The organism is Paraburkholderia sp. Cpub6 (assembly GCF_014201065.1).
Classification (GTDB): domain Bacteria; phylum Pseudomonadota; class Gammaproteobacteria; order Burkholderiales; family Burkholderiaceae; genus Paraburkholderia; species Paraburkholderia tuberum.
Window position 1 is genome coordinate 299,746 of sequence record NZ_JACHDM010000004.1, and the last position, 20,440, is coordinate 320,185.

The window sequence follows — 20,440 nt, forward strand, 5'->3', positions numbered from 1 at the left end:
CATTGGAACCAGAAAGCAAGGCGCGGTCCTGATCCGGGCACGCGCCGTGCATGACGTGCTGATAGTGAAAGCCAGGCACGAGTTCGGCATTCTCCCGTCGGATGCGGGACTCGTATGCCGTGACCCGCCGCCCGCCATCGAGGCCACGCATGCTGACCATTTCTATTACCGCGTTCGTCACGCTCGTGATCGTTCTGCTGATCGCCAATCTGTCGAGCGGCGAGAAGAAAATAGAACACAGAATCGAGCGGCTTTATAAGAGCGAAGATCCGCAATTCCTTCGTTCGATGGGTTTATTGCTCGGTCCACCCGTGGCGCCGGGTAATCGCTTCGAGATGCTGCTCAACGGCGACCAGATCTTTCCGTCGATGCTCGAGGGCATTCGGTCGGCACGCGAAACCATCACATTTGAAACGTTCATTTACTGGTCTGGCGAGATCGGCGGACAGATTGCGCGTGCGCTTGCCGATAAGGCGCGCGAAGGTGTCGCCGTGCATGTACTGCTCGACTGGGTCGGTTCGTCGAAAATGGATCGGCGCTATCTGCAACTGCTGCGGGAGGCCGGCGCCGAAGTGGTCAAGTATCACAAGCCGCATTGGACCGGACTCGGTCGCATGAACGACCGTACGCACCGCAAACTATTGGTGATCGACGGCCGGATCGGTTTTACGGGCGGGGTCGGCATAGCGCCGGAGTGGACTGGCAATGCGCAGGACGAAAAGCATTGGCGCGATACGCATTTTCGCGTGACGGGTCCAGTGGTCGGCCATATGCAGGCCGTGTTCATGGACAACTGGATCAAGGCGACCAGCAGCGTATTGCACGGTCCCGAGTATTTTCCGCACATCGATGCCGAGCCGAAAGGAGCGGGCCAGGGTCTCGCGCATATGTTCAGCAGTTCGCCGTCGGGCGGCAGTGACGACATGCAGTTGATGTATCTGATGGCCATCACCGCCGCCACGCGCAGTTTGCAGCTGGCGAGCGCGTACTTCGTGCCCGACAAGCTCACCATCAACGCGATCGTCGAAGCCGCGAAACGCGGCGTGAAAGTACAGATCGTCACGCCGGGCAAACGCATCGACACGCACACGGTGCGCGAAGCGTCGCGTGCGTGTTGGGGCGATCTACTGAAAGCGGGCGTCGAGATCTACGAGTACCAACCGACCATGTTCCATTGCAAGTTGCTGGTAGTCGACGAGTATATGGTGTCGGTCGGCTCGACGAACTTCGATAGCCGCTCGTTCAAGCTGAACGACGAAGCGAACCTGAACATCTACGACCGCGATTTCGCCACGCAGCAGACGGCCGCGTTCGACGACGACATCGCGAAGTCGAAGCGCGTCACGCTCGAAGCATGGACGCGGCGTTCGTTCACCGAGAAGCTCGTCGAAAAGTTCGTGCGGCTACTGGATACACAGCTTTGAATGCCGATAGCAACGTGTAAAGGCGCCGACGGATCAATGAACGGCGCTGCTCAGATACGCTTCGACGTCGGGGCGCACTGCTCGCTCGCCATTGCGGCGCTCAACGGCAGCCACATCGACGAGGCGCGCCTTTGCGTGTTGATACGCATTGGCAAAGCCGCCGCAGTTGCTGCGTGACCGGACGATCGTCGAGCCGGCGTCGTGTGAGTACCGGTTGCGATGGCGAAACAAATCCGCCAGCGTCATCGACGGGGGACTGTTGCAGCATCGACCGCACGCGGAGCAGGAAAGCGAAAACGTGTTTCACCACGGCCGACGCACCGAGTCCTGATAACGCGTGAGGATGAAATGCGCGACGTCGTTCGAATGATAGGCGGCGACCAGTTGCGCGACCCATGCGTTGTGGCGATCGCTGTCGCGCACGGTCAGCACGTTCGCATGCGGCGAGCGCGCGTCTTCGAGACTGAGACCATCGCGAGCGGGACGAAGACCTGAGCGCGCCGCTGTGTCGCTGTCGAACACCGCGAACGCGACGCTGTTCAACGTGTCGTACAGACGCGCGCGGTACCCGGCGAATCTTCAGATGGAGGCGGTTGCTCGTGATGTCGGCGAGCGTCGCGTGCAGGCCCGCGCTATCGCGGAACGTCAGCAGCGTTTCGTTTTGCAGAAGGTTCAGCGCGCGTGCCGTGCCGGCGGGGTCGTCTGGAATCGCGATCGTCGCGCCGCGCTGCAATTGCCCGAGGTTCGTCAGCTTGCGCGAGTACAGCGCGACCGGAAACGTGACGGTCGTGGCCACACTCGTCAGTGCGTAGCCATGCAGTTTGCGCTGCGCGTCGAGTGCGGGTTCGTCTTCGAAGCTCGCGACGTCGATCTGTTTCGCGACGAGCGCTGCGTCGATCCGCGACGGCCGATCGCAGGCTCGATACATGGAAATCTACGCGGGCATGGTCGAGAACCTCGATCACAACATTGGCCTGCTGCGCCATCTACCGCGCTAATTGCCCGGATCGAGCACGGGCTTGTCCGGGTCCGCCTGGGTTCGGTAAGGCAACTGCGCGGCGTGAGGATCGGTGATCGTGTTGTCGATCACGCGCTCGACGTCCGCCGTTTTGGCGAGTTCGGTGAGGAAAGTCTTCTTGTCGAAGCCCGGCGCGACGCAGCCTTCGACGTAGATAAAGCGGCGTTGCAGCGTGAGCCATAGCGTCGATTGCTCGCGCCAGTGCGTCGCGACGTTCAGATTCGCGAGACGCCGTTGCACGCTCTCGGCGATTTCCGCGTCGTACAGATACGCGTTCGGCAAACGGCAACGGCCTTCGATCCAGCAGCTATTGCCGCGTTCGATTCTGTAATGGCTATCGTCGAGCCATTCCTTTTCGGTTTCGAATGGGCCAAGCGGAGTTGGGCAATCGGCAATCGCTTTGGATATCTGCAGGAATGGATCGTGGCCGCGATTGACGCGCGCCGGTTCGCCATCAACGCGAGCCGTGGCCACGCAAATCATCAGACCGGCAAGACTCAGTTCGAACACGCGCTTCATGCCGTGGTCGCTCCAGGTGTGGACCGCTCATTATCGCGCGCCCGCGAACCTCAACGCTTGTTGCGCCGGTTCTCGACCGCGAACTTGATCAACTCGGCCTGTCCTTCGATATCGAGCTTGCGCTTCAGGTTCAGCCGATGCGTCTCCACGGTTCGCACCGACAGATCGTTGCGCTGCGCGATCTGCTTGCTCGACAGTCCCTCGGCAAGCGCATCGAGAATGTCGCGCTCGCGCGGCGTCAAGCGTTCGACCGGCGATTGCGTCGCCGACGCCTGGATCAGTCGAGCACCGATCTCCGCGCTAAAGAACGTCTTGCCGTCGAGTACCGCGCCGATCGCCTGAATGATTTCGAGCGCCGGCGAATCCTTCAGAACGTAGCCGCTCGCGCCCGCGCGCACCGCCTGCGTCACGTATTCGAGGTTGTCGTGCATCGACAGCATCAGCACACGAATCGCCGGAAAGCGCTCGTGAAAGAGGCCCGCCAACGCGATGCCGTTCATGCCGCTTTTCATGCCGACATCCATCAGCGCCAGATGCGGCGCCTGTCGTTCGGCCAGCACGAGCGCTTGCTGCGCGTCGCCCGCTTCGCCGACCACTTCGAAGTGGCGCACTGCTTCGAGCCGTGCGCGCAGACCGTCGCGCACGAGCGGATGATCGTCGACGAGCAGCAGACGCGCGATGGAAGGAGAGGCCGTGTCGTTCATGATGAGAGTTCCTGCAGGTACGGCACCGTTGCATGCGTCGTGGGCAGCGGCACGCGCGCGGCGACGACGGTGTGCCCCGGCTGCGAGTTCAGCGACAGCGTGCCGCCGAGCGCTTCGAGCCGTTCGCGCATGTTGCGCAGGCCGACACCTTCACGTCCGCCGACGAATGCTTCGGTCACGTCGAAGCCGCGGCCGTTGTCGGAGATCGTCAGCGTGACCGCATCGCGCGAAACCTCGAGCGCAAGCGCCGCGCTCGACGCCTGCGCATGTCGCACGATGTTCGTCAGCGCTTCCTGGGCGATGCGAAACAGCACGGTGTTGACCGTGTCGGGCAACGTGGCGGCATGCGTATGCGCGATCTGCGTGAAGCCGATCGCGATGCCGGACTCGTCGCCGAGTTCGCGCGTCAGTTGTTCGAGGGCGGCCGCGACGCCGAGATCGTCGAGCATCGACGGACGCAGCGCATGAGAAATGCGCCGGACTTCGCGCAGCGTATCGCCGAGCCGCGTGAGTCCGGTGGACAATGCGGCCTCGGCGGCAGGCACGCGCGCGTCACCGCGTTCGAGCCGCGCGAGCGCCGATTCGAGCAGCAGCTTCACGGACACCATCATCTGGCTGATGCCGTCGTGCAATTCGCGCGACAGGCGCGCTCGCTCGTTTTCCTGCGACTCGACGACCTGCTGCGCGAGCCGCTTCAGCTTCGCGTCGGCACTGCGATATTCGGTCACGTTCAGCACGAGTGCGCACAGCGCAATGACCGCGAGGCCAGCCACCGCGATCGCGTCGATCCACTTCATCGTGCGATCGATATTGGCCGCGGCCTCCCCGTCGATGTGCGCGAGCGTCGTGTCGACGTCGTCGAGATAGATGCCGGTGCCGAGCATCCAGCCCCAGCGTTCGAGCGGCACCACGTAGCCGAGTTTCGACTCCTCCTTGCCGGTCGACGGCCGATGCCACAGATAGCGCACATAGCCGCCGCCGCGCGCGGCTGCGGCGAGTAGCTGCTGGATCGTCGGCGTGCCATGGCTATCGCGCAACGACCACAGATCCCGACCCACCAGATCCGGCTCGCGCGGATGCATCAGCGTGCGGCCGTGCAGGTCGTACACGAAGAAGTAGCCGTCCTCGCCGAAATTCATCTTTTCGAGCACCGCGAGCGCACGCGTGCGCAGCAGCGCGTCGTCGCGTGCGTTGTCGCCTCCGGCTTCGTAGAGCGGCGCAATCGCGGTGGTCGCGAGTTCGACGTAGTGCTTGAGCTCGATCTCCTTACTCGCCATGTACGCGGCCTGGGTGGTCGCGTGCTGCCGCTCGGCGAGTGCGGTCGCTTCGCGGCGCACGCCCGTCTCGATGCTGGCGATCGCCACCAGAAAGGGCACGATCGCGAGCAGCACTATCTTTGCTTTGAGTTTCATCGTTGAAAAAAGCCAGTCAACGGGCTACGTAACATTACGTAGACGGCTTACGTAGTTGCGCGCTTGAAAGCAAGCGCGCGAAGGCGAATACTACATGCCCGTCGCATACCGCGCCGCGCGAGGCCTGGCGCTCGAGTGTGCGACGTTCCCCGATTTTCCGCCTGACCTCAGGCAACCGGGCATTTGCGCGTCGGGCCACGAGCCATCGCGCGCGCTGTCGATAATACTCAGGAGACGTTCGTGGAGACCTCCCCCTCGGCCGGCCGTTCATGGCTCTGGCTCATTTTGCTGATCCCTTATATCGCGCTGCTGTGGCTGCCGTTCTATAACGACACGCATCCGCCGCTCGCGGGCTTTCCGTTCTTCTACTGGTATCAGTTTCTGTGGGTGCCGTTGACCTCGCTGCTGATTTACATCGTGTATCGAGGTCTCAAATGAGCGATCTGAATCCTGTGAACCCGGTTGCGATGACGGTCTTCATCGCGTTCTTCGTGCTCGTCACGGTGATCGGCTTTTTCGCGGCGCGCTGGAAACGCGGCGATCTGACGCAACTGCACGAGTGGGGTCTCGGCGGACGGCAGTTCGGCACGGTCATTTCGTGGTTCCTCGTCGGCGGCGATTTCTATACCGCCTATACGGTGATCGCGGTGCCCGCGCTCGTTTATTCGGTGGGCGCGTATGGCTTCTTTGCGCTGCCGTACACGATCATCGTTTATCCGTTCGTGTTCGCCGTGATGCCGAAGCTGTGGAAGATTGCGCACGCGAAGAACCACATCACCGCGGCCGACTACGTGCACGGCGAGTACGGCGGCAAGTGGTTCCCGGCGGCCATCGCGCTGACCGGCATCGTCGCGACGATGCCGTATATCGCGCTGCAGCTGGTGGGCATGCAGGTCGTGATCAAGGGGCTCGGCGTCAGCGGCGAATTGCCGTTGATCGTCGCGTTCGTGATCCTCGCGCTCTATACGTATGCAAGCGGCCTGCGCGCGCCGGCGATGATCGCGTTCGTCAAGGACATCATGATCTATATCGTCGTGATCGCGGCGGTGTGGCTGATTCCGGCGAAGCTCGGCGGCTATGGGCACGTGTTCGAACTGGCCGATGCGCACTTCCAGGCGAAGGGCGGCGCGACCGGTATCCTGCTGAAGCCGAATCAGTACACGGCGTTCGCATCGCTCGCGCTCGGCTCGGCGCTCGCCGCGTTCATGTATCCGCATACGATGACGGCGGTGCTGTCGTCGGCGTCGGCAAAGACGGTGCGCAAGAACGCGATCTTCCTGCCGGCCTACACGGTGCTGCTCGGCCTGATCGCGCTGCTCGGCTATATGGCGATCGCCGCCGGCGTGAACGTGAAGTCGGCAAGCGACGTGGTGCCGACCCTGTTCCGCACGCTGTTCCCGTCGTGGTTCGTCGGTTTCGCGGCCGCCGCGATTGCGATCAGCGCGCTGGTGCCGGCCGCGATCATGTCGATCGGCGCGGCGAATCTGTTCACGCGTAATCTGTGGCGTCCGCTGGTGTCGCCGAACATCTCGCCCGAGGCGGAGGCAGCCAATGCGAAGATCGTTTCGCTGGTCGTCAAGTTCGGGGCGCTGCTGTTCATCGTGTTCCTGCCGACGCAGTATGCGATCGATCTGCAACTGCTCGGCGGCGTGTGGATTCTGCAAATTTTCCCGGCCATCGTGTTCACGCTGTACACCCGCCGTCTGAACACGCCGGGTCTGTTCGTCGGCTGGCTCGTCGGTATCGTGCTCGGCACGGGCCTCGCGATTTCGCAAGGGCTCAAGCCGGTGTATGGCCTGCATTTCGGCCACGAGAACTATCCGCTGTATATCGGCCTGATCGCGCTCGTCGCGAATATCGTCGTGAGCTTCGCGGTGTCGGCAGTGTCGCCGCGACGGGTTGCCGTGACGGCCTGATCGACGGTTGTCCGGCTCGATGAAGAACGCCGCGGGGCTGTTGGCCCGCGGCGTTTTTTTAATTGCTTCGACGGCTGGTGGCTTGGTCGGAAGCGTGCCGTGAGGGTGGCTTTAGCGTGAGATGGCGATAATTGCGCGATGAAGGCGGAGATTTCGAGCAGGCCGCAGACCATCCGGCTAAAACCGCTCGACTCGAAACGGCCGCGGATCGACCAGCGTCTGCTCACCGGTCATCATCTCGGCGATCAGCCGCCCCGTCACCGGTCCGAGCGTCAGACCATGATGCGCATGGCCGAACGCGAACCACAGTCCCTGATGTTTCGTCGCGGGCCCGATGATCGGCATCATGTCCGGCGTGCACGGGCGGCGTCCCATCCACGGTTCGGCATCCAGACGTTCGCCGAGCGGAAACAGCGTGCGCGCGATCGGCTCGACCGCGTCGAGTTGCACCGGCGTCTTGGCCGCCTCGGGTCGCGCGATTTCGGCGCCCGTGGTCAAACGGATGCCGCGCGCCATCGGCGCGAGCACATAGCCGTGTTCGACGTCGAGAATCGGATGGTTGAGCCGCGCGCTCCGACGCGGCGCGTAGTGCATGTGATAGCCGCGCTTGACCGCGAGCGGCAGCCGATACCCGAGCCGCGTGCTCGCGCGATCCGACCACGGTCCGAGCGCGATCACCGCCGACTCGGCCGTGATCGCCCCGTCCCGCGTCTCGACCTGCCAGCCTTCACGCAGCGTATCGGCATCGCCGATGAAGAACCGTCCGCCGAGCGCTTCGAAGTACCGCGCGTATGCGGTGACGAGCGCGTTCGGATCGCTGACCGAATCGGATTGCGGATAGCGCAGCCCGCCTTGCAGACGCTTGTCGAGATCGGGTTCGAGCTGTTGCAGGCGCGGCGCGTCGAGCGTTTCGAACTCGACGCCGTACTCGCGATGCCACTGTTCGGCGAGGGTGGTTTCGGCGTCGCGCGCGGTGGCATGGCGAAACACCTTGATCCAGCCGATCGGCCGCAGCAGCGCGCTGGCACCGGCATCCGCGGCAAGCGCGCGATGTTCGCTGACACAATGCTCGATCAGCGTCGCGTACGATTTCGCGATTTCCGCGTGCTTCGCCGGATGCGAGTTGCGCCAGTAGCGCCACAGGAACGGCGCAACCTGCAGCATCGCGTCGGCGTGATAGCGCACGTCGGGCGACTGGTTGCGCGCGTAGCGCAGCAGGGTGCCGAGCCCGCGCGGAAACGCGTACGGATAGACGCCTTCGCGCTGGATCAGCCCGGCGTTGCCGAACGAGGTCTCGTTGCCCGGCTGCTTACGGTCGATCAGCGCAACCGCGCGGCCGCGTTTCTGCAGATGCACGGCGACGCACACCCCGACAATGCCGGCGCCGAGCACCACGGTATCGAATTTCATGCTCCCTGTCCGCCTTGCGTGTGTTCTGTGTGTTGTCAACGCTTCGCCGTGTTCGTGCGCAGCGAGGCGCCAGCTTTCATCTTATACAGGGATAGGTCCGCTTCGCTATTGGCAAAAAAGCCGCGCTCGGGAAAACGCTCGAATGCCAGGTTCGATCGGGCAAAACCGTGTCTTTCGACGCACGATCGAGCGGGCGACTTCGGGCTCGCTGGCGTCAGCGTGTAAACTGCTGACTTTTTTGCGTCCGGTGGTATGTTGCAAGCCCCTCAGCGCAGCGCCCTCACTGGGCCTGCGCTCGTTCGCTTACTGGCCCGTCTCGCCGAGGCCGACGTCGCCGAATCGCGACAATCGCTGGCGGATCGGCTGAGCCAGTGGCTCGGCTGGACCGACGCGATCGCGTTGTCGTCGGCGCTGGATGGCAAGCCGCCGTCCGTCGCTGGTGGCGCGCGCGCGTTCGGCCGTGCGGAAGAGGAAGAGTGCACGCGCGTGCGCCGCTCGCTGGTGAGCGCAATCGCGAGCGATAGCGTGCTCGCCGGCTCACGGCGGCGTGGCCCGTCGCCGTCGTTCGCCCGGATGTCGGCGCCGCGCGTGGCGGTCGACACGCAGGCCGACTACGCGGTGTTCCGACAGCGCTATCTCGCGCTTCAGCAGTCGATGGAAACGGCGATCGGCACGTTGCGCGGCCGGCTGCGCGCGCTGCTGGCGACGCAGGCGCCGTCGCTCGCGCGGCTCGCGGTCGTCGATGCGGTGATGGAGCGTGCGCTCGGCGAGCGCGAGCGGACTTTGCTCGGCGCGGTGCCCGGGTTGCTCGGCGGGCACTTCGAGCGCTTGCGCGAGGGTGAGAAGCGGAGGATGGCGGAGGCGCAAGCAGCGGCCGAAGTTGCCGCCGATGCCGATCCCACGCGGCAGCAGTCGGCCGAAGTCGAAGCCGGCGCTGCAGCCATGCAGCTGGAAGCGGCCTTGGCTCACGTCAAAGCGAGCACCGCAGCCACGCGGCTCGCCAGGTCGACCGATGGCGGCAACGCTGCCGTGCCGCTCGCGTCCGAGGCTTGGCTCGACGTCTTCTGCAAGGACATGCAGAGCGTTTTGCTGGCCGAGCTGGATGTTCGTTTTCAACCGGTCGAAGGGCTGCTCGCGGCTCTTCGCGCCTGCTAACTGGGACCCCATGTCCAGATATCGTATCGATCTCGTTGTATTTCTCGCGGGGCTCTCCGCGGCGTGCTGGATCGCCGTCGGTTATGCCGTTTCCAATCCGCTCGCGTTCGTCGTCACGCTGCTGATCGGCGTCTTCTACGTGCTAGGCGCGCTCGAATTGCGCCGCTATGGTCAGGCGACCGCCACGCTGACAGGCGCGCTCGCCGCGTTGTCCGGACCACCGCCGAGCCTCGCCGCGTTTCTCGAAGCTGTCCATCCGAGTCTGCGCAATAGCGTGCGGCTGCGCGTCGAAGGCGAGCGCGTCGCGTTGCCGGGACCCGCGCTGACGCCGTATCTGGTCGGTCTGCTGGTGCTGCTCGGCATGCTCGGCACGCTGCTCGGCATGGTGATGACGCTGCGCGGCACCGGCCTTGCGCTGGAGAGCGCGAGCGACCTGCAGGCGATCCGCGCATCGCTGGCCGCGCCGGTCAAGGGGCTGGGCTTCGCGTTCGGCACGTCGATCGCGGGTGTCGCGACGTCCGCGATGCTCGGGCTGCTGTCCGCGCTGTCCCGCCGCGAGCGACTCGAAGCGGCGCAACAGCTCGACGCGAAGATCGCGACGACTTTGCGCGTCTACTCGCAGAGCCATCAGCGCGAAGAAAGCTTCCGGCTGCTGCAACGCCAGGCCGAAGCGACGCCGCTGCTGGTCGAACGTCTGCAGACGATGATGAGCGCGCTCGAACAGCAGAGCGCCGCGTCGAACGAGCGGCAGATCGCGAGCCTCGACGCGTTTTACGGCCGCACCGAAGCCGCCTATCTGCGGCTCGCCGGTGTGATCGAGCAGTCGCTGAAGGACAGCGTGGCCGGCAGCGCGCAGGCCGCCGGCAAGACCCTGCAGCCGGTCGTCGAAGCGACGATGGCCGGCCTCTCGCGCGAAACCGCCGCGTTGCACGACGCGGTCACCCAGGCCGTGCAGCGCCAGCTCGACGGCATGTCGAGCGGCTTCGCGGCGACCAGCGCGAACGTCGCCGAGATTTGCCACAGCGCGCTCGCCGGACATCGGCAGGCGAGCGACGAGTTGGCTGCGCAACAGCGCGCTTCGGTCGAACGCGTTGCCGAAGCGTTCGAACAGCGCTCGCTCGCGCTGCTCGACGGCGTGTCCGCGCGGCTCGAAGCGACGGCGAGCGGCATCTCGCAGGCCTGGGGCGACGCGTTGGCTCAGCAGCAAAGCGCGGGTGACAAACTCGCCGCCAACAACGAACAGGCGTTGGCGCGCGCCGCCGCGACGTTCGGGCAGCATGCCGCGGCGTTGCTGAGCGCGGTCGGTAGCTCGCATGCGAACTTGCAGACCGAACTGAGCGCGCGCGACGAGCAGCGTTTGGGCGCGTGGGCCGAGGCGCTCGACGCGATGGGTGCGAAGCTCAGCGAACAATGGCAGCACAGGGGTGCGCAAGCCGCCAGCCATCAGCAGCAGATCTGCGACGCGCTTGCGCAAACGGCACGCGATATCTCCATGCAGACGCAAACGCATGCCAGCGCGACGATCGCGGAAATCGATCGACTGGTTCAAGCCGCGGCTGAAGCACCGAAGGCGGCGACAAACCTGCAAGCCGAACTCGCCGCGCGCGACGAACAGCGCTTCGCGGCATGGACCGAAGCGCTCGCCGCGATGACCGCAAAGCTCGACGAACAATGGCAGCAAACGGGTTTGCAAACTGCGACCCGTCAGCAGCAAATCTGCGACGCACTCGAGCAAACCGCACGCGATATCTCCACGCAGACGCAAACGCATGCCAGCGCGACGATCGCCGAAATCGGGCGCCTCGTGCAAGCGGCGTCCGAAGCGCCGAAGGCCGCTGCCGAAGTCGTCGCGGAGCTGCGCCAGAAGCTCTCGGACAGCATGGTCCGGGACACCGCGATGCTCGAAGAGCGCAGTCGTCTGCTCGCCACGCTGGAGACGCTGCTCGACGCAGTCACCCACGCGTCGACCGAGCAACGCACGGCCGTCGATGCCTTGGTCTCGACGTCGGCGGGTCTGCTCGAACGCGTCGGCAATCGCTTCACCGAACACCTCGAGCACGAGACCAGCAAGCTCGGCACGGTCGCCGCGCAGGTCACCGGCAGCGCGGTCGAAGTCGCGAGCCTCGGCGAAGCATTCGGCGCGGCCGTGCACACCTTCGGCGAAGCGAACGACAAGCTCGTCGCACATCTCGAACGCATCGAAGCAGCGCTCGACAAATCGCTCGCGCGCAGCGACGAACAGCTCGCCTATTACGTCGCGCAGGCGCGTGACGTGGTCGACCTCAGCGTGATGTCGCAGAAGCAGATCGTCGAAGACCTGCAGTTGCTGGCCGCGCAGCGCGCGACCGCCGGAGCCGACGCGGTATGAGCGAGGACATCGACGGCGGCGTGGAAACCTCCGCGCCGATCTGGGCCTCGTTCGGCGATCTGATGTCGGTGCTGGTCGGCGCGTTCGTGCTGATTCTGGTCAGCGTGATTGGCGTGCAGCTCGAACTGTCGAGCAAGCTCGAGCAGGAGGTCAAGCAGCGCCAGGCTGAAACGCAGCGCCGCAAGACGCTCGAACAGGCACTCGCGGGACCGCTCGCGGCGGGGCGCGTGACGCTCGTCAATGGGCGCATCGGCATTAGCGGCAACGTGCTGTTCGCGCTGAACTCCGCCCAGCTGCAGCCTGAGGGTCGCGCGCTGCTGAAGAGTCTCGCCGGGCCGCTGTCCGCGTATCTGCGCGCGAGCGATCAGATTCTGATGGTCAGCGGCTTCACCGACGATCAACGCTTGCGCGAAGGCAATCGACGCTTCGCCGATAACTGGGAGCTGTCGGCGCAGCGCGCGTTGACGGTCACGCGCACGCTGATCGACGAGGGCGTGTCGGCGTCGTCGGTGTTTGCGGCGGCGTTCGGCTCGGAGCAGCCGGTCAGTTCGAATGCCGACGAACCCGGCCGCGCGAAAAACCGCCGCGTCGAAATCGCGCCGGTGCCGCGGCCGTCGAGTGCGGCGGCAGCGGAGAAGTCCGGTGCTTGACGACGCGATCCACGCGGCTCGCGCGAGGCTCGATGCATGGCGCGCGAGCGGCGCGGCTCGGCTCGATCCGGTGCGCTTTCATCTGCTCGACGCGCTTACGCGGCGCGCGGCACAGCACAGCGGCGAGCCGCGACGAGTGCTCGAGCAACGATTGGCAGGACTGCTGGCTGAATATACGGCCGAGGTCGAGCGTGCCGCTGCGGACGAGAGCGCGTCTCAAGCCACGTCCGGTGAAGCCAACGCGGCCAATGACGCCACGCTCGCGGCGCTGATCGAACGCCTCGCCCGCCACCACGCGCGCGCCGATGCTCCGCACGCTGCCGCCTATCCCGATCTGCCCGCAGTCGACTACTTCCGTGAAGTTTGGTCCAAACTGCGCACCGAAAAGCAGTTGCGCCAGTCGCTCGCGCAGGTGCCAGGCAACGCGGGACCGCTCAATTCGAGCAGCCTCGTACATCGCGCGCTGTCGTTGATGCGCGAGCTGTCGCCGGAATATCTGAAGCAATTTCTGTCGTATGTCGACACGCTGTCGTGGTTCGAGCAGATGAACGGCGGCGCACCGCTCGAGAAGGAAGCGCCGCGCGCCGCGACGACCGGCAAGGGCGTTCGCAAGAAGGCGCGCTGATGCGCTAACGGCGGCTGGAATTTGCGTGCGCCAAGCCGCCGAAGCGTTCAGTCGAAGTCGAACACATCGAAAATCGAGCGCTTCTTTTGATACTCGCGATGTTCGTCGCGACGCTCCTCGTAACGCTGCCGCTCGCTTTCCAGGGCACGCTCGCCGCGCCGCGAGCCGTCGCCGTCATCCTGCGCAATCAACTTGTCCAGTTCGCCGCGATCGAGCCATACGCCTCGGCAGTCCGGACAGTAATCGATTTCGATCGAGCGGCGCTCGGTCATCAGCAGACCGATCGTTTTGCAGACTGGGCATTTCATCACGGCATCACTCCTCGCTGCTTGCCAGACGTTTCGTTTTCGCGCGCCGCGCGAGCATGTTCATCGCCTCGACGAACGCGGAAAACGCCATCGCCGCATAGATATACGCCTTCGGAACGTGCGAGCCGAAACCATCGGCGATCAGTGCCATGCCGATCACGAGCAGGAAGCTCAGCGCCAGCATCACGATGGTCGGATTGCGATCGATGAAGCGCGCGAGCGGCTGCGCGGCGAACAGCATCACCATGATCGACACGATCACCGCGATGAACATGATCGGCAGGTGCTCGGTCATGCCGACCGCGGTGATGATGCTGTCGACGGAAAACACGAGGTCCAGCAGGATGATCTGGCCGATCGCGGCCGCCACGGTCAACTGCACGGTCGAGCTGGTTTTCGCGGCGAGTTCGTCATCGGGGATCATGTGCTGACGGATTTCGGTGGTCGCCTTCCACACGAGGAACAGGCCGCCGCCGACGAGGATCAGATCGCGCCACGAAAAGCCATGATCGAACAGCGTGAACGCGACCGCGGTCAGCTTCGTGATCCACGCGATGGTGCTGAGCAGAAGCAGCCGCATCACCAGCGCGAGCAGGAGCCCGATGCGCTGCGCGCGCGCGCGTTGCGCTTCCGGCAAGCGGTTGCTGAGGATCGAAATGAAGATCAGGTTATCGATGCCGAGCACGATCTCCATCACGATCAGCGTGACGAGCGCGGCCCACGCGGCGGGATCGGCAACGAGTGCGAACAGGGAGTCCATGAGGTGGCGGAATCGAGTGCGCCGCGAGCGGCGGAACCGCCATCATGGGCCTATTCGCGGATCGAATGAACCGGTGATAACCTGCACGACGTTTCGGATTTTTCGAAGTATCGGATTAGCATGCTCAACTATCGTCACCTGTACTACTTCTGGCTCGTCGTGAAGGAGGGCGGCTTTGCGCGCGCGGCCGGGCGGCTCGACATGGCCGTGCAGACGATCAGCGCGCAGGTGCGCGAGCTCGAGAAAGCGCTTGGGCGCCAGCTGTTGAAGCCGGCCGGGCGCGGCGTCGCGATGACCGAGGCCGGCGAGCAGGCGTTCGATCGCGCGGAGCAAATCTTCCAACTGGGCGAGGCGTTGCTCGACGAGATGCGCGAAGCGAGCGGCGCGGACTCGGTGCGGCTCGCGGTTGGGCTGTCGGATGGGATTTCGAAGCTCGCCGCGCATGCGTTGCTCGCGCCGGTGCTGGCCACGCCGTCGCTCAGGCTGCTGTGCCACGAGGGGGAGCCCGCGCAGCTGTTGTCGGAGCTTGCGCTGCATCGGCTCGATCTGGTGCTCGCCTGTCAGCCGGCGCCGCACGGCGCGGATCTGCGCGTGCTGAGCCAGCGCGTCGCGGGCTCGCCGGTCGACTGGTGCGGGCCCGCGCAGGTCGTACGCAAGTCGGCGCGCGACGGCTTTCCGCTCTGTCTCGCTGACCTGCCCGTGCTGCTGCCGACCCGTCACGGCGCGCTGCGCGCGCGGCTCGACCAGTGGTTCGAGTCTCAGGGAATCAGGCCGCGCGTCGTCGGCGAATTCGAGGACAGCGCGTTGATGGCGGTGTTCGCGGCGCGCGGGCTCGGCGTGTTTCCGCTCGCCGAGCTCGGCGCCGAAGATCTCACGTTATTGAGGGGCTTGCGCTGGCTCGGCCGCGCGGACGGCGTGATCGAGGAGATTCACGCAATCCGCTCGCGACGCGGCCAGCATCATGCGCTCGCGTCGCAGGTGATCGCGGCGGCGCAGTCGTGAGGGCATCGCACTGTCGCGGCGCGCCACGCCTGCGCCGCGCGAGATCAGAACGCGTGACGCATGCCCACCGTCACCGCGACTCGCGTATTCGTCGACGACGGCGGCAGTGTGTTGATCATCGCGTGCGACAACACCGAATCGGCCGGCGGGCCCTGCGCGTACGAAAGGCCGAAGCCGTACGAGCGGTTGTTCGCGAAGTTGCCGGCCTTGTTGCCGAACGAGTTCATCGTCTCGAACGTGAGACCGTGGTAAAGCGAAATCGGGGCAAATACGCGCCGATCTGTGGGAATTTGCGCACATCGTGTAGAGAACGTGAGCGTCGTCAAGGGCGACGAGCCGCCCTGGCCGTTTCATCGACACATGGCATAGTGTTTGAACCCATCATCACCGGAGGCCGGCATGCGCATCCAGACATCCTTTCTTTTCGACCTCGACGGCACGCTCGTCGACAGCGTCTATCAGCACGTGCTGGCGTGGAAAGAGGCGCTCGACAGCGAAGGCATCCCACTGTCCGTCTGGCGTATCCATCGCAAGATCGGCATGAGCGGTGGGCTGTTCACGGACCAGTTGCTGCGTGAGACACACGGCGAGATCAGCGTCGAACGCGCCGAACGGCTGCGGCACGCGCATGCGGCCGCCTATCAGCGGATGCGCGCCCAGGTCTGTCCGCTGCCGGGCGCGCGCGAATTGCTCGACGCGCTGACACAGGCCGGCACGCCGTGGGCCGTCGCGACGAGCGGGCGGATGGAAACCGCCGCGCTGAATCTGGCGGCGCTCGGCGTCGATCCGGCAAAGGCGATCGTCGTCACGCGCGACGACGTCAAATACGCGAAGCCCGATCCCGACCTGTTCCTCGCCGCGGCCGAGCGGCTCGGCGTGTCGATCGAGCACACGGTCGTGGTCGGCGACAGCATCTGGGACATGCTTGCGGCCCGCCGCTGCCGCTCGCTCGGTGTCGGCCTGCTGTCGGGTGGCTATGGCACCGAGGAACTGGAGCGCGCGGGGGCGTTGCGCGTCTACGACGATCCGGCCGATCTGCTCGCGCACCTCGACGAGGTGGCATCGCGGCCGTGAGCCCCGCGTCGCTCAGGGTTTGATGATCGGCGGCTCCGCGGCGGGCTGCGTCGGTCCCACCTTCGACGATTCGCGGACGAGCCGATCGGTCATCGCCGACGCGACCGGATTCGTGCCGCGGCCGCTACCCGCGCCAGCCCCCGGGGGATTGGCAGACTGCAACGGCACGGTGACGCCGGACGGCATCGGCAGCGACGGGTCGGGTTTCGCCGATTCCTTGACCAGTTGGTCCGTCAGCATCGCGGCGACCGGGTTGGCGCCATTCGGGTGCGTATCGTCGCGCCGGCGGGCATGGGTCTGGTCGATGCGCGGCCCGTACTGCGGCCTCGGTTGAGCTTTTTCCTGTGCGTACGACTGCGACTTCGAGGGGGCGGGCGCGCCTGCGGCCGGATTGGCCGCGAGCGGCGTTGCGTTATCGATGCGGCCGCTCGCGGTCTGGCTCGACTGGGGCGTGACGCTCGGCACGGGCGCGGCCGCTGTGGCGGGCAGGGACGGGGCGGGGGCGGGCGCCGCAGCAGGCGCCTGAGCGGCTCGCGGAGCCGGAGTGGCCGACTCCATCTGCGGCAGCGCCGATTGCGGCGCGGGCGGGCTCACGGGTTGCGCAGGCCTCACGCTGGCGCCAGCGGCACGCGTTGCATCGGTCTGCGGTTCCGATTCCACCGCGCCGGTGACGCTGCGGGTCACCGCGCCGGTCACGGCCGGCGCCTGATCGTCCCTGGGGTACAGCAGATAACCGGCGACGCCCGCATCGACCACGAGCAGCCCGACTATCATCATCTTGCCGGTATTCGTCATATCTAGGCAACAACCATTAAGCAACTGCGATTGACTGATGATAAACGACCATTTCGACATCGACGCTTCTTGTCGGCATATTGCGGCGCGTCACGATGATTGATGTCCGAACGGACCTGGCACGAACGGCGCGCGCTTGCCGCTAAAGCCATTCGCCGGCACGACGGAAGCGGACATTTTTTCCGCGTGCCGCGATTTTCTTTTTCGACCAGTTAGTCCCCCGCAATTGCGCGGCCGGCGCCTGCAGGAATGCGATTTAAGTTGTGCCGCCCATGCGCGGAGCCTGTACTATACGAACCATTGCAGACGACCGGCAGCCACGGTTCGATTATCCGGCGTGTGAAAGCGACTTGCAGCGACTGGCTCGCAGCGCACATGCCGGCAGGCCCGCGCCAGGCTGCGCCACCCGAGACGCGCGAACAGCGTCGATAGCGGCGCGAACAGCGACGGCAGGCGGTCACCGGTAGTAGCGACAAGAACCCATTGATCATGCGGACCCGCGGGCGAGGCATCGCCCGGCATTCCTTGGGCAGTCGCCTGGCGAAACGTCAGATCGACCGACCGGTCGGTCGAGGGCCTTCGCGGCGGCGTGAGAAACACGTGAAGATATGAACAACTTTATTCGACCTCCCGTTTTTTACCCGTCCACAGTGGTTTTCGTCGACGACAACGACAGCTACCTCGACGCGCTCCGCCGTTTCTTCCCGGGCACCTACACGAACCTGTTTTTCACGCGTCCGCAAGCGGCCCTCCACTATATCCGCCAGCACGCGCGCGAGAATTCGCTCGAATTCGCGGCGGCGTCGGCGTGTCTGAGCGAACCGGGCGTCGAGCGCTTCGTCGAGACCTCGGCGGAGCGCGACATCGTCGCGCAGCCGTCGCGCTTCGAGGAAGTGGCGGCGGTCGTCGTCGACTACGACATGCCGGGCATCGACGGCGTCGAGTTTTTGTCGTCGATCTCGCACCTGCGTTGCGCGAAGGTATTGCTTACCGGCGTCGCCGATGAAACCGTCGCGGTGAAGGCCTTCAACGCCGGCATCGTCGACCTGTACCTGCGCAAGACCGACGCGGATTCGGCCAATCGCCTCACGCACTTCCTGAAGGACGCCAAAAGCCGCCATTGCGCGGAGTCGGGCTGGCTCGCGCTCGGCGAAAACGGCATGACCTACTGCGATCCGCGCACGCGCAAGGTGATCGACGAAGTGGTGGCCGCTCAGGGCATCGTCGAGTATTACTGGCGGCCCGAGCAGAACGTGATCCTGATGTTCGACGCCGCGGGCAACCCGAGCGTGTTCGTCGCGTGGGCCGAGAACGACTGGATCTCGCAGGGCGAGATCGTCGCCGACGAGGGTGGCCCGTCCGACCTGCTGCGCCAGCTCGCCACGCGCGAGGTGATGCCGCTGTTCTGGCCGGACCTCGCGTATCGTGGCGGCATGAAGTTCCGGTCGCTGACGCCCCAAAGCATTCCTGGCTGGGACGACGCGTTCTTCGGCTGGACCCGCATAGAGCCGGCCGAGGTCGGCCTCGATCTCGTCACGTTCGCGCAGTGGCGCGGCGACCGCAATCGCTGAGCCGCGATGACGCGCCGGGCGCGGCGGTGCATATCGCCGCGCTAATGGCGTGCGTTTTCGCGGAGAAATTCGCATACAGCCCTGTGCATGGCCTGCACGCCGGGGCTTGTTTCAAGCGCGCGCCAGCATCCATGCACGAGCCCCGTGCCGACCAGCAGCCGGGCATCTCCACCAGCTTCGCGAATTCGCTCGACGAACACGCGCGCGTCGTCGCATAGGGGGTCGTGCTCGGCGCCGATGGCAAGCGTTGGCGGCAGCCCGTCGAAGCGGGTTGCGGCGAGCGGGATCGTCCACGCGGGGCCGGGCGTTGGGTCGGCTTCCTCTCCTTTTCCCCAGTAAGCGTCGCGAAACTTAAGCACGTCCGCGAGCGTCAGCATCGGCGCATCGGACTCGGTGTCGCGCGCGGGCAATTGCGGCTCGGTGCCGAGCATCGGATAGACGAGCGCGATGCCGCGCACCCCGCTCGCACATTCGTCACGCAGGCGTAGCGCGACGCTTGCCGCGAGCGTGCCGCCGGCGCTATCGCCCGCAAGTTGCAATGCGGCGCGCTCTGGGAGGTCGAACGGCAGGCGGTGGTTCAACGCGGCACGCGTGATCTCGAGGCAGTCGTCGTGCGCGGCCGGCACGCGATGCTCAGGCGCGAGCCGGTAGTCGACCGCGATCACGTCGAGGCCGGTGTCGGCGGCGAGGCGCGCCGTCACCATCTGATGACTGTTCAGCGAGCCGAGCACGAAGCCGCCGCCATGAAAATACAGCACCGTGCCGCGGATCGTGCCGTGTTCGCTTGCCTTCGCTGGATGCCGGTAGAGCCGTAGCGGGATCGCATGGCCCGCGTCGGTGCGAAAGCTTGCGTCCCGTGTGGTGAGTTCGCTGGGCAGTGGCGGCGTCAACGTCGCGGCGTAGCGGTCATACAGCTCGCGCTGCTCGCGCGGCGTCATCGCCGCGTGATGCGACGGATAGAGCGCGCTCGCTCGTTCGATAAAGGCGGCGATTTCCGGCTCGAGCATGGTCACTCCGTTTGAGTAGTGTTTCCCGTTTGCACTGCGCATGGCAAAGCGATCACACGTCCCGCGAAACGCGCCGGCGGCAGTGCCGCATGGGCTTGCGCGAGTTCGTGTACGCGCGCTTTGACGTCCGGATCGAAAGCAACGCCGCGCGGTCCGCTGGTATCGACGTGCAGCAGCATCTGCTCGCCCGCGGCGACGGGGCCGGTGCGTTGGCTTTGCGTCGTGTCCAGCGCAAACATTTCGAAGTACACGTGAATACGTTTCGCGTCGCAGCCGAGCACGCGCATGTCGACACGCACCTGCGTGCCTTGTTTGATTTCATGCAGATAGTTGAGATGCGCTTCGAGCGTGTAGATCGATCGATGCCGCTCTTTGCGCACCGCATCGGGCAGACCGATCAGATCGATCAGCCCGTCGACCGCGAGACTGAAGATCAGCAGGTAGAACGCGTCGCGCATGTGGCCGTTGTAATCGACCCATTCGGCGCGCACGCCGTCGCGGTAAGAGGGCAGGGCAACGGAATGCGACATGAGCGTCTATCTCCTCGATCGAATGCGATGTCTGCGGCGCGTCGTTGGGCGTTATCAGTGTAGTGCATCGCGTTGAGGCTGCGCCGGAACGTGGTGGCCTCGAATTGTGGCCGCTATGGCAACAGTGAATTCATGGTTCAGGGCTTACTACGTGGCTCGACCGGCTTCTAAACTGCCTTAACCGCTGCGGAT

21 protein-coding genes and 1 pseudogene are annotated in these 20,440 nt (G+C 65.1%); 10 read left to right on the forward strand and 12 right to left on the reverse strand.

The annotated features are described in order from the left end of the window. The first annotated feature begins 149 nt into the window (after nucleotides 1-149). Nucleotides 150-1,424, forward strand: coding sequence for a cardiolipin synthase (cls, locus tag HDG33_RS10310; protein WP_184025230.1), 1,275 nt, complete (start codon nucleotides 150-152; stop codon nucleotides 1,422-1,424). Between the two features lie 33 nt (nucleotides 1,425-1,457). Here the strand turns inward: cls and HDG33_RS10315 are convergent, their stop codons facing one another. From HDG33_RS10315 to HDG33_RS10335, 5 genes and pseudogenes are all read right to left on the reverse strand, one after another. Continuing rightward, on the reverse strand, nucleotides 1,458-1,670 hold the full coding sequence (locus tag HDG33_RS10315) for a hypothetical protein (RefSeq protein WP_184025751.1): 213 nt from the start codon (nucleotides 1,668-1,670) through the stop codon (nucleotides 1,458-1,460). Between the two features lie 57 nt (nucleotides 1,671-1,727). Then, nucleotides 1,728-2,337 (reverse strand): annotated as a pseudogene (locus tag HDG33_RS10320) (MetQ/NlpA family ABC transporter substrate-binding protein); the annotation flags it as partial. An 81-nt stretch (nucleotides 2,338-2,418) separates the two neighbouring features. Continuing rightward, nucleotides 2,419-2,961 carry a hypothetical protein gene (locus HDG33_RS10325; protein WP_184025233.1) on the reverse strand — a complete coding sequence of 181 codons (543 nt, stop codon included), beginning with the start codon at nucleotides 2,959-2,961 and terminating at the stop codon, nucleotides 2,419-2,421. Nucleotides 2,962-3,011: 50 nt separating this feature from the next. Further along, complete coding sequence (locus HDG33_RS10330) at nucleotides 3,012-3,665, reverse strand: response regulator transcription factor (RefSeq protein ID WP_184025236.1); 654 nt, start codon at nucleotides 3,663-3,665, stop codon at nucleotides 3,012-3,014. Next, complete coding sequence (locus tag HDG33_RS10335; protein ID WP_184025239.1) at nucleotides 3,662-5,077, reverse strand: cache domain-containing protein; 1,416 nt, start codon at nucleotides 5,075-5,077, stop codon at nucleotides 3,662-3,664. Before HDG33_RS10335 ends, HDG33_RS10330 begins: the two co-directional genes overlap by 4 nt. Before the next feature lie 240 nt (nucleotides 5,078-5,317). On the opposite strand from HDG33_RS10335, the gene HDG33_RS10340 reads away from it, so the two are divergent. Together HDG33_RS10340 and mctP are read left to right on the forward strand one after the other, a co-directional pair. After that, entirely contained in the window at nucleotides 5,318-5,515 is a 198-nt protein-coding gene (locus tag HDG33_RS10340) for a DUF3311 domain-containing protein (protein WP_090807102.1), read from the forward strand. Continuing rightward, entirely contained in the window at nucleotides 5,512-6,993 is a 1,482-nt protein-coding gene (gene mctP, locus HDG33_RS10345) for a monocarboxylate uptake permease MctP (RefSeq protein ID WP_184025242.1), read from the forward strand. The genes HDG33_RS10340 and mctP overlap by 4 nt, the downstream gene beginning before the upstream one ends. Before the next feature lie 177 nt (nucleotides 6,994-7,170). On the opposite strand, the gene HDG33_RS10350 is transcribed toward mctP, so the two are convergent. Continuing rightward, nucleotides 7,171-8,403 (reverse strand): FAD-binding oxidoreductase, encoded by a 1,233-nt coding sequence (locus HDG33_RS10350; RefSeq protein ID WP_184025246.1) that lies wholly within the window; start codon nucleotides 8,401-8,403, stop codon nucleotides 7,171-7,173. A 252-nt stretch (nucleotides 8,404-8,655) separates the two neighbouring features. On the opposite strand from HDG33_RS10350, the gene HDG33_RS10355 reads away from it, so the two are divergent. Genes HDG33_RS10355 through HDG33_RS10370 form a run of 4 tightly spaced genes read left to right on the forward strand, consistent with a single transcriptional unit; the run spans nucleotide 8,656 to nucleotide 13,201 of the window. Then, the gene (locus HDG33_RS10355; protein ID WP_184025249.1) at nucleotides 8,656-9,558 is read left to right on the forward strand and encodes a DUF3348 domain-containing protein; all 903 of its coding nucleotides are present in this window, start codon (nucleotides 8,656-8,658) and stop codon (nucleotides 9,556-9,558) included. 10 nt (nucleotides 9,559-9,568) lie between these two features. Next, a complete protein-coding gene (locus HDG33_RS10360) occupies nucleotides 9,569-11,926 on the forward strand; it encodes a DUF802 domain-containing protein (RefSeq protein WP_184025252.1) in 2,358 nt (785 codons plus the stop codon). After that, nucleotides 11,923-12,576, forward strand: coding sequence for an OmpA family protein (locus HDG33_RS10365; protein ID WP_184025255.1), 654 nt, complete (start codon nucleotides 11,923-11,925; stop codon nucleotides 12,574-12,576). The genes HDG33_RS10360 and HDG33_RS10365 overlap by 4 nt, the downstream gene beginning before the upstream one ends. Then, a complete protein-coding gene (locus HDG33_RS10370; protein ID WP_184025258.1) occupies nucleotides 12,569-13,201 on the forward strand; it encodes a DUF2894 domain-containing protein in 633 nt (210 codons plus the stop codon). Before HDG33_RS10365 ends, HDG33_RS10370 begins: the two co-directional genes overlap by 8 nt. A gap of 47 nt (nucleotides 13,202-13,248) precedes the next feature. On the opposite strand, the gene HDG33_RS10375 is transcribed toward HDG33_RS10370, so the two are convergent. Continuing rightward, nucleotides 13,249-13,509, reverse strand: coding sequence for a zf-TFIIB domain-containing protein (locus HDG33_RS10375; RefSeq protein WP_184025261.1), 261 nt, complete (start codon nucleotides 13,507-13,509; stop codon nucleotides 13,249-13,251). A gap of 7 nt (nucleotides 13,510-13,516) precedes the next feature. Next, entirely contained in the window at nucleotides 13,517-14,269 is a 753-nt protein-coding gene (locus HDG33_RS10380; protein ID WP_184025263.1) for a TerC family protein, read from the reverse strand. A 120-nt stretch (nucleotides 14,270-14,389) separates the two neighbouring features. Between HDG33_RS10380 and HDG33_RS10385 the strand changes: the two genes are divergently transcribed. After that, nucleotides 14,390-15,271, forward strand: a complete 882-nt coding sequence (locus tag HDG33_RS10385) for a LysR family transcriptional regulator (RefSeq protein WP_184025266.1) — start codon at nucleotides 14,390-14,392, stop codon at nucleotides 15,269-15,271. Between the two features lie 44 nt (nucleotides 15,272-15,315). Here HDG33_RS10385 and HDG33_RS10390 read toward each other — a convergent pair whose 3' ends face one another. Further along, on the reverse strand, nucleotides 15,316-15,498 hold the full coding sequence (locus HDG33_RS10390) for a hypothetical protein (protein WP_184025754.1): 183 nt from the start codon (nucleotides 15,496-15,498) through the stop codon (nucleotides 15,316-15,318). A gap of 172 nt (nucleotides 15,499-15,670) precedes the next feature. Between HDG33_RS10390 and HDG33_RS10395 the strand changes: the two genes are divergently transcribed. Further along, on the forward strand, nucleotides 15,671-16,345 hold the full coding sequence (locus HDG33_RS10395) for an HAD family hydrolase (RefSeq protein ID WP_184025269.1): 675 nt from the start codon (nucleotides 15,671-15,673) through the stop codon (nucleotides 16,343-16,345). 12 nt (nucleotides 16,346-16,357) lie between these two features. Here the strand turns inward: HDG33_RS10395 and HDG33_RS10400 are convergent, their stop codons facing one another. After that, nucleotides 16,358-17,140 (reverse strand): hypothetical protein, encoded by a 783-nt coding sequence (locus HDG33_RS10400; RefSeq protein ID WP_184025272.1) that lies wholly within the window; start codon nucleotides 17,138-17,140, stop codon nucleotides 16,358-16,360. A 608-nt stretch (nucleotides 17,141-17,748) separates the two neighbouring features. Between HDG33_RS10400 and HDG33_RS10405 the strand changes: the two genes are divergently transcribed. Then, a complete protein-coding gene (locus HDG33_RS10405; RefSeq protein WP_184025275.1) occupies nucleotides 17,749-18,711 on the forward strand; it encodes a response regulator in 963 nt (320 codons plus the stop codon). 41 nt (nucleotides 18,712-18,752) lie between these two features. Here the strand turns inward: HDG33_RS10405 and HDG33_RS10410 are convergent, their stop codons facing one another. Together HDG33_RS10410 and HDG33_RS10415 are read right to left on the reverse strand one after the other, a co-directional pair. Continuing rightward, entirely contained in the window at nucleotides 18,753-19,718 is a 966-nt protein-coding gene (locus HDG33_RS10410) for an alpha/beta hydrolase (protein ID WP_184025278.1), read from the reverse strand. 2 nt (nucleotides 19,719-19,720) lie between these two features. Beyond that, nucleotides 19,721-20,248: a thioesterase family protein gene (locus HDG33_RS10415; protein ID WP_184025281.1), complete on the reverse strand. Its 528-nt coding sequence runs from the start codon at nucleotides 20,246-20,248 to the stop codon at nucleotides 19,721-19,723. Nucleotides 20,249-20,440 lie beyond the last annotated feature (192 nt).